Source organism: Pseudomonas sp. HR1, assembly GCF_030175875.1.
In the GTDB taxonomy this organism is placed as follows: domain Bacteria; phylum Pseudomonadota; class Gammaproteobacteria; order Pseudomonadales; family Pseudomonadaceae; genus Chryseomonas; species Chryseomonas oryzihabitans.
Genome location: NZ_JASNRF010000002.1, coordinates 713,065 through 727,048, shown reverse-complemented (window position 1 = coordinate 727,048; position 13,984 = coordinate 713,065). Strand labels below are relative to the sequence as shown.

The following is a 13,984-nucleotide window of genomic DNA, read 5'->3' as shown; positions in this document are numbered from 1 at the left end:
ATGCCGAAATTCGTCTTGCTCTGGACCGACCTCGCCCTCTATCTGCTGGTGGCCGGCAGCCTGATCTACGCCTGGCGCGCGCGTCGCCAGCCGGCCCTGCGCGCCAGTTGGCGCCGGGTGCTGCAGGATGCCCCGGCGATGAGCGCGGCCGTGGTGCTGGCCAGCTTCGTCGCCATCGCCCTGCTGGATTCGCTGCACTACCGGCCCCAGTTACCCGCGACGCCTGGCGCCACGGCGCCGATCTACTCGCCCACGGTGCTCTCGGCCCTCGACGGCCTGCTGGCCGAGACCAGCCTGACCCAGCGCGAGAAGACCTATTCGGCGCCGCTCGCCACCCACCAGTTCACCAAGGAAACCCTGGGCACCAGCGCCGAGGGCGCGCCGCTGCGGGACTTTCCCCGCCTCAAGCATGCCGGCACCACGTTGCGCGATCCCGCTACCGAGTGGCGGGGCGATGTCCTCAAGCGGCTGACGTTGGGCCTGCTCGGCGGTCTGGCGCTGGCCCTGGCGACTGCCGCCCTGGCCGCGGCACGGCTGCGCGAGCCGGGTGGCTTAGCCAGCCGCTGCGGACTCATCCTCCGCGGCCAGACCGCCACGCCCTGGCGCGCCATCCTGCTGACCTGGCTGGGCGTCTGCCTGGTGTCCGGCAGCGTGATCGCCCTGGCCAGTGGTTACCACGTGCTGGGCACCGACGGCACCGGCAACGACGTCCTCTACCAGTCGCTCAAGAGCATCCGCACCGCCTTCGTCATCGGCAGCCTGACTACCCTGGCCATGCTGCCACCGGCCATCGTCTTCGGCCTGGCCGCCGGTTACTTCAAGGGCCGGGTGGACGACGTCATCACCTACCTCTACACCACCCTGACCTCCATCCCCGGGGTGCTGCTGGTAGCGGCCTGCGTGCTGATGATGCAGGTGTTCATCGACCGCCATCCGGAGCTGTTCGACACCGGCGCGGCGCGCGCCGACCTGCGTCTCTTCATGCTCTGCCTGATCCTCGGCCTCACCGGCTGGGCCGGCCTCTGCCGCCTGCTGCGCGCCGAGGCGCTCAAGCTGCGCGAGCTGGAATACGTGCAGGCGGCGCGGGCCTTCGGCGTTTCCCACTTCACCATCCTGCGCCGGCACCTGCTGCCCAACGTCTTCTACCTGGTGCTCATCACCCTGACCCTGGAATTTTCCAGCCTGGTGCTCTACGAGGCGGTGCTCTCCTACCTGGGCATCGGTGTCGATCCGACCATGAATTCCTTCGGCTCCATGATCAACGACGCCCGCACCGAGATGTCCCGCAGCCCCATGATCTGGTGGAACCTGTTCAGCGCCTTCGCCTTCATGCTGGCCCTGGTGCTGGCGGCCAACCTGTTCGCCGACGCCGTGCGCGACGCCTTCGATCCGCGCAGTCGCCGGCTGAGATCCGCCTGGCTCAGGCGCCGTCCCGGCCAGGGCGAGGTGCAGCCATGACCCCGGTGCTGGAGATCCGCGACCTGGAGATCCTGGTCGACGGCGAGGAGGGCACGCGCCAGGCGGTGCGCGGCCTGAGCCTGGCCATCGCCCGCGGCGAGACCTTTGCCCTGGTCGGGGAATCGGGCAGCGGCAAGAGCGTCACCGCGCTCTCGCTGTTGCGCCTGCTGCCGCCTTCGCTGGGTATCGCCCGGGGCGCGGCGCTGCTGGCCGGTACCGATCTGCATCGACTGCCGGAAGGGCGCCTGCGCGAATTGCGCGGCGGGCGCGTCGGCACCATCTTCCAGGAGCCCGCCACCAGCCTGAATCCGGTCATGCGCATCGGCGAGCAGATCGAGGAAACCCTGCGCGCCCATACCGCGCTGCGCGGCGCCGCCGCCCGCGCCCGGGTGGTGGAATGGCTGCGGCGGGTGGGCATTCCCGAGCCGGAGCGACGGATCGACGACTACCCCTTCCAGTTCTCCGGTGGCCAGAAGCAGCGCATCATGATCGCCCTGGCGCTGGCCGCCGAGCCGGATCTGCTGATCGCCGACGAGCCCACCACGGCGCTGGACGTCACCGTCCAGGCGCAGATCCTCGCGCTGCTGGCCGACATCCAGCGCGAACTGGGCATGGCCATCCTGCTGATCACCCACGACCTGGCGGTGGTGCGCCAGGTGGCCCATCACGTGGCCCTGATGCGCCACGGCGAGATCGTCGAAAGCGCACCAGCGGCGGACTTCTTTCAGGCGCCCCGGCATCCCTATGCCCGCGAGCTGTTCGCCGCCATTCCCACCTTCGCCAAGCGCGGCCAGACCCTGGCAGGAGTACCCCGCACCTTGCCCGCGCGAACCCCGGGCGAGTGCTTGCTGGAGGTACGCGACCTGGCCGTGCACTATCCGCTCCGCCGCGGGGCCTGGGGTCGGACGCGGGACTGGGTCAAGGCGGTGGACGGGGTGGACTTCGACCTCCACGCCGGCGAGACCCTGGCCCTGCTGGGCGAATCCGGCTGCGGCAAGACCACCACCGGCAAGGCGCTGCTGCGGCTGCTCGACGGGCCGCGCATCGGCGGCAGTGCCCGCCTGGGCGGCGCAGAGCTGCTCACGGCCGATGGACGCACCCTGCAACGACTGCGCCGGCAGATCCAGATCGTCTTCCAGGATCCCTTCGCCTCCCTGGATCCGCGCATGCGCATCGCTGCCACCCTGGAGCAGGGGCTGCTGGCCCTGCGCCCGGAACTGGACGCCGCCGAGCGCCAGAGACGTGCCGCCGCCCTGATGGAGCGGGTCGGGCTGCCGGGGGACACCCTGCAGCGCTTTCCCCATGAATTCTCCGGCGGCCAGCGGCAGCGCATCGCCATCGCCCGGGCGCTGATCGTCGAGCCGCGGGTGCTGGTATGCGACGAACCCACCTCGGCGCTGGACGTCTCGGTGCAGGCGCAGATCCTCGATCTCCTGCGCGAACTTCAGGCGGAGCGCGGCCTGGCCTATCTGTTCATCACCCACAACTTTGGCGTGGTCGAGTACCTGGCCGATCGTATCGCGGTCATGGACGGCGGTCGCATCGTCGAACAGGGCAGCGCCGAACGGGTGCTGCGCGCGCCCGCTCACGCCATGACCCAGCGCCTGCTGGCCGCCGTGCCGCGCCTGGAATTCGGGACCTCGCCATGAATTTTCCACCGCGCATCGCCCTGGCCGACTTCGAGCTGGTGTGGCCGCAACCGCGCCTGGCCGCGGCCTTCGCCGACGCCCTGAACTGGAGCTATGCCGAGCACCGCCGCTTCCTTGCCTGGGCGCGCGAACAGACCAGCGTCGCCCAGGCCCGCGACAGCCTGCTCGCGGCCCGCGGCGCCTTCACCCTCGCCCAGGGCGAGAAACGCTACTTCCTGGTGCGCGGTGACGAACTGCTCGGCTGCCTGGGGCTCACGCCACTGGACGGCGGGCGGCGCTTCGAGATCGGTTACTGGCTGCACAGCCTGCATACCGGGCAGGGCCTGATGACCGCCGCACTGCGGTATTTCGTCGAGCAGCGGGGCACGGCCGGGTTCTTTCTCACCACCTCGGCCGCCAACGACGCCAGCCAGCGCCTTGCCGAACGGGTCGGTTTCCGGCGCGTCCGGGTGCTGGAAAACGATCGGGAAGGTCCGGACGGGCAGCGCTGCGCCACCTGGGTCTATGAATTGCCGCCGCAGGTGAAGTCATGACCGCCCTGAGCGTTCCGCTGCAGTATCCACCGCGCTTCGCCGTGACCGAGGCGGTGGAACTGATCGACCTGACCCTGGCCGATCCCGCCGCGGTGGCCGACTACTACCGACGCAATCGCCAGCACCTGGCGCTGTCGATGCCGCGGCGCTCCGACGCCTTCTATACCCTGGCGCAATGGCAGGGGCAGGCGGCCGCCTACCGCGCCGGCGGGCCGGGTCTCAGCGAGTTGCGCCTGGTGCTGCGAGCGGGCCCGCTGGTCATAGGCACGGTGAATTTCAGCCAGATAGTTCGCGGCGGTTTCCAGGCCTGCTACCTGGGCTACGGCCTGGATGCGGCCTGGCAGGGGCGGGGGCTGATGCGCCAGGCCGTACGCCTGGGGCGGGACTTCGTCATCGCCGAGCTGGGCCTGAACCGGATCATGGCGAACCATCTGCCGGAGAACGTCCGCAGCGCCCATCTGCTGACCGAGCTCGGCTTCGAGCGCGAGGGCCTGGCGCGGCGCTATCTGGAGATCGACGGGGTCTGGCGGGATCACGTGCTGACCAGCTACGTGCGTTCCGCCCCCTGAATGAAAACCGGCGGCCCCTGGCCGCCGGACTTCCCTCAGATCCTGTTCTAAGTCTCGCGAGCTAGCGACAAACAAGGCCTCGGCGGCCCCGCGAAAGTGGCTGAGGAAGCGGATCGGACCCGCGCTCGGGTTTACGAGCGGTAAATGAGCATTCCGACCGGGCTGGCGACCCAGGGCATTTTCAACGCGGTTTGGCCGACGCGCAGCAGACTTTGAATCGGGTCTCAGACCCGCGCTGCGGTAACGGCAGCCGAGCCCCAGGTGGTGCGCCAGCGGCGCTTGACGCTGAGCAGGCCGAACCAGGCGAGCACGCCGAGGGCGGCGAACAGCCAGAGGCCCAGTTGATAGTCGCCGGTGGCCTGCTTGACCGCGCCCAGGCCGGCGGTGAGGGCGAAGCCGCCGATGCCGCCCGCCATGCCGATCAGCCCGGTCATGACGCCGATTTCCTTGCGGAAGCGCTGGGGCACCAGCTGGAACACTGCACCGTTGCCGGCGCCCAGGCTGAGCATGGCCACCACGAACAGCGCCAGGGCCGCCATGGCGCTGGGCAGGTGGAAGCCCACGGCGGCGATGCAGATGGCCGCCACGGTATACATGCCGAGCAGCGCGCGGATCCCGCCGATGCGGTCGGCCAGGGCACCGCCCAGGGGCCGCATCAGGCTGCCGCCGAAGACGCAGGCGGCGGTGTAGTAGCCGGCCACCACCGGCTCCAGGCTGTACTGGTCATGGAAGTAGCCGGGCAGGGTGCTGGCAAGGCCGAGGAAGCCGCCAAAGGTCACGCTGTAGAAGAACATGAACCACCAGCTGTCCTTGTCGTTCAGCGCACGACCGTAGTCCACCAGCTTCTTGGGCGCCGGCCGTTCCGGGGCGTTGCGGGCGCAGAGCACGAAGACCACCAGGGTCAGGATCAGCGGGATCAGCGCGAAGCCGAATACGTTGGTCCAGCCAAAGGCCTTGGCTAGCGCCGGGGCGAAGAGGGCGGCGAACACCGTCCCGGAGTTGCCGGCGCCGGCGATGCCCAGAGCCTTGCCCTGGTGCTGCGGCGGATACCACTGGGAGGCCAGCGGCAGGGCGACGGCGAAGGACGCACCGGCGAAGCCGAGGAACAGGCCCAGCACCAGGGTCTGCTCATAACTGTGCACACCGTGCTGCCAGGCCACCAGCAGCGCCAGTATCACCACCACCTGGCCGATGATGCCGGCGGTCTTGGGTGACAGCCGATCGGCGACGAAGCCCAGGATCAGACGCAGGACGGCACCGGCGAGAATGGGCGTGGCCACCATCATGCTGCGCTGCTGGGTGGTCAGCTGCAGGTCGGTGGCGATCTGCACGGCCATGGGACCGAGCACGTACCAGACCATGAAGCTCAGGTCGAAGTAGAGGAAGGCGGCGAACAGGGTCGGCGCATGGCCGGCTTTCCAGAAACTGGGACTCATGGAGGCACCTCGGGCACGTCACGGGCATGAAAAAGGCGCCAGTCACCCTTGCCCGTTGCCGGGAGGTGAACTGACGCCTTTGTCGGTTGGGTGACCGCCGTTGGCCACCCCTGCCGAGGTCTTTGCAAGAGCGAAGCCAAGTTGAGTGAGCCCAGTGTTAGCTGGGGATCGCGATATTGGCAGCGTCTGAATCGGTCAAGGCGCTGCACAAGAATTGAGCGCCGTCACGGCGGGTTGCCCCTTGTTGGCGCTTACGAAGTAGTGCGGGCCGGGTTCGGATCGCGGCCATGGGCCGCTCCTACAGGTACGGTAGCCTCTGTAGGAGCGGCCCATGGCCGCGATAGGCTGCAAGAAAAGGCCGTGGCGATCACTCGCCACGGCCTTTTCTATTGGGATGACGCTATTGCTTCGCGTACTTGGTCTGCAGCGCCTTGGCTTCCTGGAGGTGGTGCTCCAGCTTCGGCAGGGTCTTCTCGGCGAAGGCCTTGAGCGCGGCGTCATCGCCGGTCTTGGCTTCGTTGCGGAAGATCTCGATGGTCTGCTCGTGGGCCACGACCTGGTTGTTGGCATAGGAGCGGTCGAAGGAGTCGTCACGCACCTGCAGGATCATGGCCTTGGCCTTGTCCATCAGCTCGGCGTCGGTGGAGACTTTCAGCTTCTTCTCCTGGGCCAGGCTCTTGAGCTGCTCGTTGGCCTTGGTGTGGTCGTCGATCATGCTCTGGGCGAAGGTCTTGATGTCCTGGGACTTGCTCTTGTCCAGGGCCAGTTTGGCCGCTTCGATCTCGGCGATGCCCTTGGCCGAGGCGTCGTCGACGAATTCGGCCGGAGACAGCTTGTCGGCGGCCTGGGCCAGGCCGGCACCGGCAGCCAGCAGGATGGCGAGGGACAGGCTGGAGGCTTTCTTCAGCATGGGCGTCATGGACGTGCTCCTGATTTTCTTGGGCAGTAAGGGAAGGGGCTCACCGCTGTGCGGTGAACGCGCCTGCAAATGGGACCTGCCCAAAAAGTCATACGTTCCCTGAAGAAAGTGCGCGAAGCCAGATCAGGCGCGGCTTACGCTTGAGCGAAACGCTTCATAGGCGTCGAAATCGAAGCGTGTCGCCGAGACGATCTGGCTCTGTTTCAGGGTCAGGTAGATGTCCTTGCCCTTGTCCGCATAGTGGGTGGTGAAGGTCACCCAGAGTTTGTCCTTGTCGCGGTAGCCGCTCATGATCGGCTTGATGCAGACGTCCTGGTCGGCGCCTTCCGTTTCGCTCGGTTCGCCCAGGGTGGTGATGCGGCCGACGTACACCTTGCGCTCCTCCAGGGTCAGCATCAGCGTCTCCTTGTTGATGGAGGCGGTCATCAGCAGATCGTCCAGCGGACTGTCCTTGAGGATGCCGGCGAGGATGAAGGTGCGGTAGTTGTCCTCGCTCAGGCCGTACTTGCGCTTGATGGTCCAGCGCGCCAGCGTGGCCCAGGCCGTGGGAATCAGCAGGGCGGTCACCGTCACCAGCAGGATCCAGGCGGCCTGCAGCGGATCTTCCAGGGTGCCGGTGCGGCGCAGCAGCTCGGCGAGACCGGCGAAGTAGTCGAGGGAGAAGGTCCGCTCACCCCAGGACCAGCTGCGCCCCTGCACGATTTGCGCGATGCCCAGGTGCAGGATCACGGCGAGCAGGGTGCAGAACAGGCCGAAGCGCGCGCTCTGCAGATAGAGGTACTGGCCCTCGTAGCGATGCAGGCGGTAGAAGTACAGCGGATGCTTGTGGCAGACGAGAAAACCGCTGACCAGGATCGGCAGGAGCAGCAGCAGGAACATCAGCGGTTGATGAGCCGCCGGGCGCGGTCCAGGTCTTCCTTGAATTCGGGGGAGTCGAAGATCTCCGCCGGATCGATGCGCAGGGTGCCGCGACCGACCACGCGCATGGACTTGTAGGAGTTGTTGATGCTCGCGGCCAGCTTGAGATCGTCCGCGGAGGGCGATTTGAGCAAATTGAACAGGCCTTTCAGCATGGCGATATCCCAGGAGGTCACTAGCGGCTTATAGCTTGGAACGCCCGGACTGACAAGAATTCGCCGCGCCGCCGGTCGACGGCGCGGCGAAGACTCAGGCCGGCTCGACCCCGGATTTGCGCGCGGCCGCCTTGGGCAGCAGGCCGTCGGCACGGAACATCTGCTTGATGCCGCGCACCGCCTGGCGGATGCGGTCCTGGTTCTCGATCAGGGCGAAGCGCACATGGTCGTCGCCATAGTCACCAAAGCCCAGTCCCGGCGAGACGCAGACCTTGGCCTCGGCCAGCAGCTTCTTGGCGAATTCCAGCGAACCCAGGTGGGCATAGGGCTCGGGAATCTTGGCCCAGACGTACATGGAGGCCTTGGGGTTCTCCACCATCCAGCCGGCTTCGTGCAGGCCGCGCACCAGCACGTCGCGGCGCTGCTGGTATTGCTGGGCGATGTCGCGCACGCACTGCTGGTCGCCTTCCAGAGCGGCGATGGCCGCCACCTGCAGCGGAGTGAAGGTGCCGTAGTCGTGATAGCTCTTGATGCGCGCCAGGGCGGCGACCAGCTCGGGATTGCCAACCATGAAGCCGATCCGCCAGCCGGCCATGTTGTAGCTCTTGGACAGGGTGAAGAATTCCACCGCGATGTCCTTGGCGCCAGGCACCTGCATGATGGAGGGCGCCTGCCAGCCGTCGAAGACGATGTCGGCATAGGCCAGGTCGTGCACCACCAGCACGTTGTAGCGCTTGGCCAGTTCCACCACGCGCTCGAAGAAATCCAGCTCCACGCACTGGGCGGTGGGGTTGGAGGGAAAGCCGAGGATCATCATCTTCGGCTTGGGAATGCTTTCGCGGATGGCCCGCTCCAGTTCGGCGAAGAAGTCCATGCCCTGCACCAGGGGTACCGAGCGCACCTGGGCGCCGGCGATCACCGCACCGTAGATGTGGATCGGATAACTCGGATTGGGCACCAGCACGGTGTCGCCGGCATCCAGGGTGGCCAGCATCAGGTGAGCCAGGCCTTCCTTGGAGCCGATGGTGACGATGGCTTCGCTGTCGGCATCGATCTCCACCTGGTAGCGATCGCGGTACCAGTGGGAGATGGCGCGTCTCAGGCGCGGAATGCCCTTGGAGCTGGAGTAGCCGTGGGTGTCTTCGCGCTGGGCGACCTGGCAGAGCTTCTCGACGATGTGCGGCGGAGTCGCCCCGTCGGGATTGCCCATGGACAGGTCGATGATGTCCTCACCGCGACGGCGCGCGGCCATCTTGAGTTCGGCGGTGATGTTGAAGACGTAGGGGGGCAGGCGATCGATGCGCGCAAAGCGGCGCACGGGACTGGAATCAGTCATGCGTTCCTCGAAGTACGTAAGCGCCCGGAACCGTCCGAGCGACGTGGGTCACAGGAGGTGACCTGCAGCGGACAGTAGCCGCAGGTCGCTGCGCTTGTCGAGGAAAAAATCAGCGGGGCGCCGCTGGCGAGGCGCTCCGGTGCGGATCAGCGCGCGTGACCGGCCTGCAACGCCGCCACTTCCAGTCGCGCCTGCTGGCGCGCCTTGTCCTGGTGCTGCTGGATCATGCCGGGGATGAGGAAGGCATCGATCAGGCACCAGATCCCCAGGATGATCCAGGGAATGAAGAAGGTGACCCAGCCGAGCAGCGAGAGCACCAGCATGATGGCGGCGGTACCGGTGCGGCCGAGGTAGAAGCGATGACCGCCGAGCATGCCGAGAAAGAACCAGATCAGGTAGGCGGCGCCGGTGGATTTGCGCGCGTTGGCGACCTTTTGTTCGACCAGCATTTCGGCTTGCAATGAGCTCATGACAGACGTCCTTTTCGAGGGTGAATATCCAGGGGGCGCGGATAGTGCCACACAAAGCGGAGCCAGACCATTTCCCGTGGCGGGCTCCTGACGCCGGTTCAGCCGAGCAGTTCGCTCATGGCGATGATCTGGTCGGCCACCTGGATCAGCTTCTGCTGCTTGCTCATGGCCTGGCGGCGCATCAGGGTATAGGCCTCGTCTTCGCTGCAGCCACGCATCTTCATCAGCAGCCCCTTGGCCTGGTCGACCTTCTTGCGCTCCAGCAGCTGCTGCTCGCGGGCCTGGAGTTCGGCGCGCAGGGCCTGGTCGGTCTCGAAACGGGCGCGGGCCACATCGATGATGGCCTGCAGGCGACTGGTCTGGATGCCTTCGACGATATAGGCGCTGACGCCGGACTGGATGGCCCGGCGCATCACCGCCGGGTCATGCTCGTCGGTGAACATGACGATGGGGCGCGGCCGGTCGCGGGTGACCAGGCAGACCTGTTCCATGACGTCGCGCCCGGGTGACTGGGTGTCGAACAGGATGACGTCCGGCCGCAGGGCCTCGATGCGTGCGGGCAGGTCGATGGTCAGACCGGATTCCTCGATGACCTCGAAACCGGCTTCGATCAGCGCGGCCTTGAGACGGCCGACCTGCTTGGGGGTGTCGTCGATGAGCAGGATGCGCAAGGTCGTTCTCCCTAGTAGTCGCTGAGCGCGTGGATGGCGAAGCTGCGGGCGTAACCGGCCGGATCGCTGCCGTCCCAGGTGCGACCGTCGAACAGGGTGCTGCTGCGCCGGGTCGGCGGTACCGCCAGCCCCAGGTCGGTGGCGGCCTGCCGGTACAGCTCGGTGCACTGCACGGCCTCGGCGATGGCCAGGTAGTCCGGCTCATCGCGCAACAGGCCCCAGCGGCGGAACTGGGTCAGAAACCAGAGGCCATCGGAGAGATAGGGTGGATTGACCGCGCCCTGGCGATGGAAGGCCAGGGGGTGCTGGTCTTCCCAATGGCCATCGAGGCCGTCCTCGTAGTGACCGAGAAAGCGCTGGGCGAGCAGCGCCGCGTCGGTGTCCACGTAGTCGGCGCCGCTGATCAGCTGGGCGGTGCCCAGGCGATTCTCGCGACTTTCCTCGATGAAGCGACTGGCGTCGAGCAGGGTGCGGATCAGCGCCCGGGCGGTATTGGGATAGCGCTCGGCGAAGTGGCCGGTGCAGGCCAGCACCTTTTCCGGGTGGTCCGGCCAGATCGCCTGGGTGGTGGTCAGGGTGAAGCCCTGGCCGCGCGCCACGGCGGCGGCGCCCCAGGGTTCGCCGACGCAGAAGCCGTCGACCCGGCCGGCGGCCAGGTGCTCGGGCATCTGCGGTGGCGGCACCAGCGCGGTGCGCACGTCCTGCAGGGGATGGATGCCCTGGGCCGCCAGCCAGTAGTAGAGCCAGAAGATATGGGTGCCGGTGGGAAAGGTGTGCGCCAGGGTCAGCGGTCTGGCGTCCGGCTGGCGGATCCGCTCCACCAGGGAGGCCGTGTCCCGGACGCCTTCCCGGGTCAGGCTACGCGCCAGATTGAGGCTCTGACCGTTCTGCGCCAGGCTCATGAGCACCGCCATCGGCGTGGCGGGCGCGCCGCCCAGGCCGAGATGGGCGCCATAGACCAGGCCGTAGAGGCAGTGCGCGGCGTCGAGCTGGCAGTTGAGCAGGTTGTCGCGCAGCGCCGACCAGGAGGGCTGGCGGTGCAGATTGAGCGTCAGGCCATGGGGTTCGCCAAAGCCCTGGGTCGCCGCCACGATCAGCGAGGCAGCATCGCTCAGGGGCAGGAAGCCCAGGTTGAGCTCCGGCTTTTCCGGGGCGTCCGAACCCGCGACCCAGAGGTGCGCGGCGTGGGGGGAAGGCTGGGCAGGCATGGTGTCTCCGGCAACTGACAGACGCCAGGGCGCCTCTCTGTGCACCGCTATGGGCGTCTCGACTAGGGCCTGCACCATTATGGTGACAGGCGCGGCACCATCAACGGGCGCTTTCATTGCCAGGGCGCCTGCGGGACAGCGCCTTTGCAGCGGTCCGCGGCGCGGCGAACGAGGGCGACGCCGGCTGAGGTCGGTCAGAAGCGGGGCAAAACCCGCGCCAAGTCGCGGGTTGCCGGCGGTGGGACTACTTCTGTGGAATCAGCAGCAGGCGGTCGCGCCCATAGACGCGCTCCAGATTCTGCGGCTGCAGCGGCAGGCTCTGGTATTGCCCGCGGGTCCAGCCCTTGCCCGGGGTGCCGACCTGGCTCGCCTGCAGCGGTTCGGCCAGGCCGAAGTCCACCACCAGGCGCAGCGCCGGCGCCAGCCAGACCTGGTCATTGCCGCCCCAGTGACTGGCGGTCAGGTCCAGGGTCGAGCCGTCGCCACCATAGGCGTTGCCGTCCTGGCGGTGCAGGCGGCCCCATTGCCAGCTGGCGCGATCGCTACCCAGCCGGACTTCGCAGGTGGCGACGGCCGCGGCCAGGGCGCGGGCGAAGATCGCCGGCTTGTCTTCGTGGGCGGCGGTGCTGACGTCATCCCAGTAGGGACTGTCGTCACGCGCCAGGAGGTGATCGACGATGGCGTTGTAGCCGGTGTCGCTGAGGGTGGTGAAGGCCTGCCAGGCCGGACTCCTGGTGCCACCCAGCTCGTCGGCGAAGGTCTGTTCGGCCAGGGCCTGGAGAAAGGCTTCGTAGAGCGCCGCGTCACCGGAGCCGGCGGCCAGACGGCCGTCGAAGCCCTGCAGACGCCGCAGGGCCTCTTCCGCCTGCGGGCGCTGGCCCGCCGAGAGGGCGGCGATGGCCTGGCGCAGCGGCGCGGCGAAGCCGGGGGAGTCGAGCTGGGTCTTGAGCTTGGCGGCCAGGGTGGTGGTCTGGTCCTGCTGCAGGGCCATGGCGTCGCGGCCATCGAGGCGCGCCGAACGGCCGGCCAGTTGCGCCAGGCGCTCCTGACGCTCGGGGCCCGACCAGTTGCTGGACAGCTGCATGCCGTAGCCACGCGGTACCACGCGCTGGTTGGCGGCGCCCAGCCAGCCCTGGGCCGGATCCTGGTCATAGGGGTGCAGCATGGGATCGGCGTAGCCATCCCAGGCGTAGCGCTCGTCCCAGCCGGGCGAGGGCAGCAGACCCAGGCCGCTGCGGCGGTTGGGATAGCGCCCGGTCACCTGCCAGCCGATGTGCTCGGCATCAGCGAACACCAGATTCCAGTCGCTGGCGCGCAGGTCGCGAGCCAGTTCGAAGGCGCGCTCCACATCCTTGGCGCGGGAGAGGTCGAAAAGGGCGTCCAGGCTCTTGTCGGCTTCCAGGCGACTGCTGCGCAGGGCCAGGCCGTAGCCGTTGGCGTCCGGCGCCAGGGCCAGATTCAGCAGCGGACCGCGGGGACTGGTATAGAGCGTCTCGCGCCGCGGCTTTTCACCGCGGACGAAAAAGGTCTCCACCCGCTCGCCGGCCGGCTGCCACTGACCGCCGCTCTGCACCTGCAGGCGACCGCCCTGGCGTTGCAGGCGTTCGAGGTAGAGGTCCTGGCTGTCGCCCATCAGGGTCGCGGCGCCCCAGGCCAGCTTGCCGTTGTAGCCGTCGAGCAGCAGTGGCAGACCGGGCAGGGTGGTACCCACGGCCTCGAAGCGCGGCGCCCTCAGGGTCACCAGGGTAAAGGGCGACTGGCCGACGGCACTGACCTTGTCCACCGCGAGCAGGCTGCGGCCGCTGCGGGTGTGCCCCGGGGTGGCCGCCCAGGCGGTACCGGTGGGGCCGCCGAAGGGCGCCTGCTCCGCCAGTTGCCGCTGGACCTGCAGCAGGGCTTCGAGCCCTGGCAGCTGGCCGCGCAGATTCAGGCCGCGCAGCTTGGCGGTCTCCTCGTCCGGCAGGGGTTCGTCCGGGTAGGTGGGCAGGAGCCAGGCCAGGCGCTCGGGACCGACCTGGGTGGCCAGGGCCAGCGCCGCGGTTTCCTTGCGCAGGTCCACCGCCTGGGCGAAGTTGAGCAGTTCGAAGAGCAGGGCGCTGTCTTCGGCCTTCCAGTATTCGGCGCGGTAGTCGTGGCCATCCAGCTGGACCCGTTCGCCGGCGCGATAGAGATAGGCGTTGACCCCCCGGGCATAGACCTCGAAGAAGGCCTTCATCCGTGGCGAGGCGTTGCCGTAGGCCACCTGGGCGGCCTTGCGCAGGTCCACGGCGCGCATGAACCTGTCGCTGTCCAGGCGGCTTTCGCCGTAGGCCTCGGCCAGCCGACCCTGGGCCAGCAGGCGCAGCTCGACCATCTGCGCCAGGCGTTCGCTGGCATGGACGTAGCCGAGGGCGAACAGGGCATCGTGAAAGGTGGTGGTCTCGATCAGCGGCTGGCCGTCGGCATTGCGGCGCACCGAGGCGGTCTGCGCCAGGCCGCGCAGCGGCAGGCTGCCCTTGAGTTGCGGCTGGCTGCGGGTCGGCTGCTCTTCGCCGAGGTACTGGCAGCCGGCGAGGGCGGTCAGCAGGCCGAGGGTAGCGAGACGCAGGGGCGCGCGCGGGCGAAACAGGAGAGGCGAGACCATGAACAGCGGACACTCCGGGCGGATGGATGCGAACGGGTG

The 13,984-nt window shown here is 68.0% G+C and carries 13 protein-coding genes; 4 read left to right on the top strand and 9 right to left on the bottom strand.

The genetic code is table 11. The annotated features are described in order from the left end of the window. The 4 genes from QKY98_RS10635 to QKY98_RS10620 are packed head-to-tail and all read left to right on the top strand — an operon-like array spanning position 1 to position 4,209. On the top strand, positions 1 to 1,458 hold the full coding sequence (locus tag QKY98_RS10635) for an ABC transporter permease (RefSeq protein ID WP_144953106.1): 1,458 nt from the start codon (positions 1 to 3) through the stop codon (positions 1,456 to 1,458). Then, positions 1,455 to 3,107: an ABC transporter ATP-binding protein gene (locus tag QKY98_RS10630; RefSeq protein WP_284670835.1), complete on the top strand. Its 1,653-nt coding sequence runs from the start codon at positions 1,455 to 1,457 to the stop codon at positions 3,105 to 3,107. Before QKY98_RS10635 ends, QKY98_RS10630 begins: the two co-directional genes overlap by 4 nt. Further along, positions 3,104 to 3,640, top strand: coding sequence for a GNAT family N-acetyltransferase (locus QKY98_RS10625; RefSeq protein WP_027601857.1), 537 nt, complete (start codon positions 3,104 to 3,106; stop codon positions 3,638 to 3,640). Before QKY98_RS10630 ends, QKY98_RS10625 begins: the two co-directional genes overlap by 4 nt. Further along, positions 3,637 to 4,209, top strand: a complete 573-nt coding sequence (locus QKY98_RS10620) for a GNAT family N-acetyltransferase (protein ID WP_284670834.1) — start codon at positions 3,637 to 3,639, stop codon at positions 4,207 to 4,209. Before QKY98_RS10625 ends, QKY98_RS10620 begins: the two co-directional genes overlap by 4 nt. Before the next feature lie 224 nt (positions 4,210 to 4,433). Here QKY98_RS10620 and QKY98_RS10615 read toward each other — a convergent pair whose 3' ends face one another. The 9 genes from QKY98_RS10615 to QKY98_RS10575 all read right to left on the bottom strand — a co-directional run bounded on the left by QKY98_RS10615 (position 4,434) and on the right by QKY98_RS10575 (position 13,945). Further along, the gene (locus QKY98_RS10615; RefSeq protein WP_027599894.1) at positions 4,434 to 5,645 is read right to left on the bottom strand and encodes an MFS transporter; all 1,212 of its coding nucleotides are present in this window, start codon (positions 5,643 to 5,645) and stop codon (positions 4,434 to 4,436) included. A gap of 400 nt (positions 5,646 to 6,045) precedes the next feature. Continuing rightward, complete coding sequence (locus tag QKY98_RS10610; RefSeq protein ID WP_108581114.1) at positions 6,046 to 6,564, bottom strand: DUF4142 domain-containing protein; 519 nt, start codon at positions 6,562 to 6,564, stop codon at positions 6,046 to 6,048. Positions 6,565 to 6,687: 123 nt separating this feature from the next. After that, positions 6,688 to 7,443: a hypothetical protein gene (locus QKY98_RS10605; RefSeq protein WP_058791598.1), complete on the bottom strand. Its 756-nt coding sequence runs from the start codon at positions 7,441 to 7,443 to the stop codon at positions 6,688 to 6,690. After that, positions 7,443 to 7,637 (bottom strand): hypothetical protein, encoded by a 195-nt coding sequence (locus QKY98_RS10600; protein WP_007159025.1) that lies wholly within the window; start codon positions 7,635 to 7,637, stop codon positions 7,443 to 7,445. The genes QKY98_RS10605 and QKY98_RS10600 overlap by 1 nt, the downstream gene beginning before the upstream one ends. A gap of 94 nt (positions 7,638 to 7,731) precedes the next feature. Then, a complete protein-coding gene (gene alaC / locus QKY98_RS10595) occupies positions 7,732 to 8,973 on the bottom strand; it encodes an alanine transaminase (protein WP_007159024.1) in 1,242 nt (413 codons plus the stop codon). Positions 8,974 to 9,119: 146 nt separating this feature from the next. Beyond that, positions 9,120 to 9,443, bottom strand: coding sequence for a TM2 domain-containing protein (locus QKY98_RS10590; RefSeq protein WP_044340768.1), 324 nt, complete (start codon positions 9,441 to 9,443; stop codon positions 9,120 to 9,122). A 98-nt stretch (positions 9,444 to 9,541) separates the two neighbouring features. Further along, positions 9,542 to 10,114 (bottom strand): ANTAR domain-containing response regulator, encoded by a 573-nt coding sequence (locus QKY98_RS10585; RefSeq protein ID WP_027599890.1) that lies wholly within the window; start codon positions 10,112 to 10,114, stop codon positions 9,542 to 9,544. A gap of 11 nt (positions 10,115 to 10,125) precedes the next feature. Further along, a complete protein-coding gene (locus QKY98_RS10580) occupies positions 10,126 to 11,322 on the bottom strand; it encodes a CmpA/NrtA family ABC transporter substrate-binding protein (RefSeq protein ID WP_284670833.1) in 1,197 nt (398 codons plus the stop codon). Positions 11,323 to 11,566: 244 nt separating this feature from the next. Then, complete coding sequence (locus QKY98_RS10575; protein WP_284670832.1) at positions 11,567 to 13,945, bottom strand: penicillin acylase family protein; 2,379 nt, start codon at positions 13,943 to 13,945, stop codon at positions 11,567 to 11,569. Positions 13,946 to 13,984: the final 39 nt, after the last annotated feature.

Excerpts from the sequence above, each read along its gene's own strand:
- QKY98_RS10605 (WP_058791598.1), bottom strand. The coding sequence starts at position 7,443 with ATGTTCCTGCTGCTGCTCCTGCCGATCCTGGTCAGCGGTTTTCTCGTC.
- QKY98_RS10575 (WP_284670832.1), bottom strand. The coding sequence starts at position 13,945 with ATGGTCTCGCCTCTCCTGTTTCGCCCGCGCGCGCCCCTGCGTCTCGCT.
- QKY98_RS10615 (WP_027599894.1), bottom strand. The coding sequence starts at position 5,645 with ATGAGTCCCAGTTTCTGGAAAGCCGGCCATGCGCCGACCCTGTTCGCC.
- QKY98_RS10600 (WP_007159025.1), bottom strand. The coding sequence starts at position 7,637 with ATGCTGAAAGGCCTGTTCAATTTGCTCAAATCGCCCTCCGCGGACGAT.
- QKY98_RS10635 (WP_144953106.1), top strand. The coding sequence starts at position 1 with ATGCCGAAATTCGTCTTGCTCTGGACCGACCTCGCCCTCTATCTGCTG.
- QKY98_RS10610 (WP_108581114.1), bottom strand. The coding sequence starts at position 6,564 with ATGACGCCCATGCTGAAGAAAGCCTCCAGCCTGTCCCTCGCCATCCTG.
- alaC (WP_007159024.1), bottom strand. The coding sequence starts at position 8,973 with ATGACTGATTCCAGTCCCGTGCGCCGCTTTGCGCGCATCGATCGCCTG.
- QKY98_RS10590 (WP_044340768.1), bottom strand. The coding sequence starts at position 9,443 with ATGAGCTCATTGCAAGCCGAAATGCTGGTCGAACAAAAGGTCGCCAAC.
- QKY98_RS10630 (WP_284670835.1), top strand. The coding sequence starts at position 1,455 with ATGACCCCGGTGCTGGAGATCCGCGACCTGGAGATCCTGGTCGACGGC.
- QKY98_RS10625 (WP_027601857.1), top strand. The coding sequence starts at position 3,104 with ATGAATTTTCCACCGCGCATCGCCCTGGCCGACTTCGAGCTGGTGTGG.
- QKY98_RS10580 (WP_284670833.1), bottom strand. The coding sequence starts at position 11,322 with ATGCCTGCCCAGCCTTCCCCCCACGCCGCGCACCTCTGGGTCGCGGGT.
- QKY98_RS10620 (WP_284670834.1), top strand. The coding sequence starts at position 3,637 with ATGACCGCCCTGAGCGTTCCGCTGCAGTATCCACCGCGCTTCGCCGTG.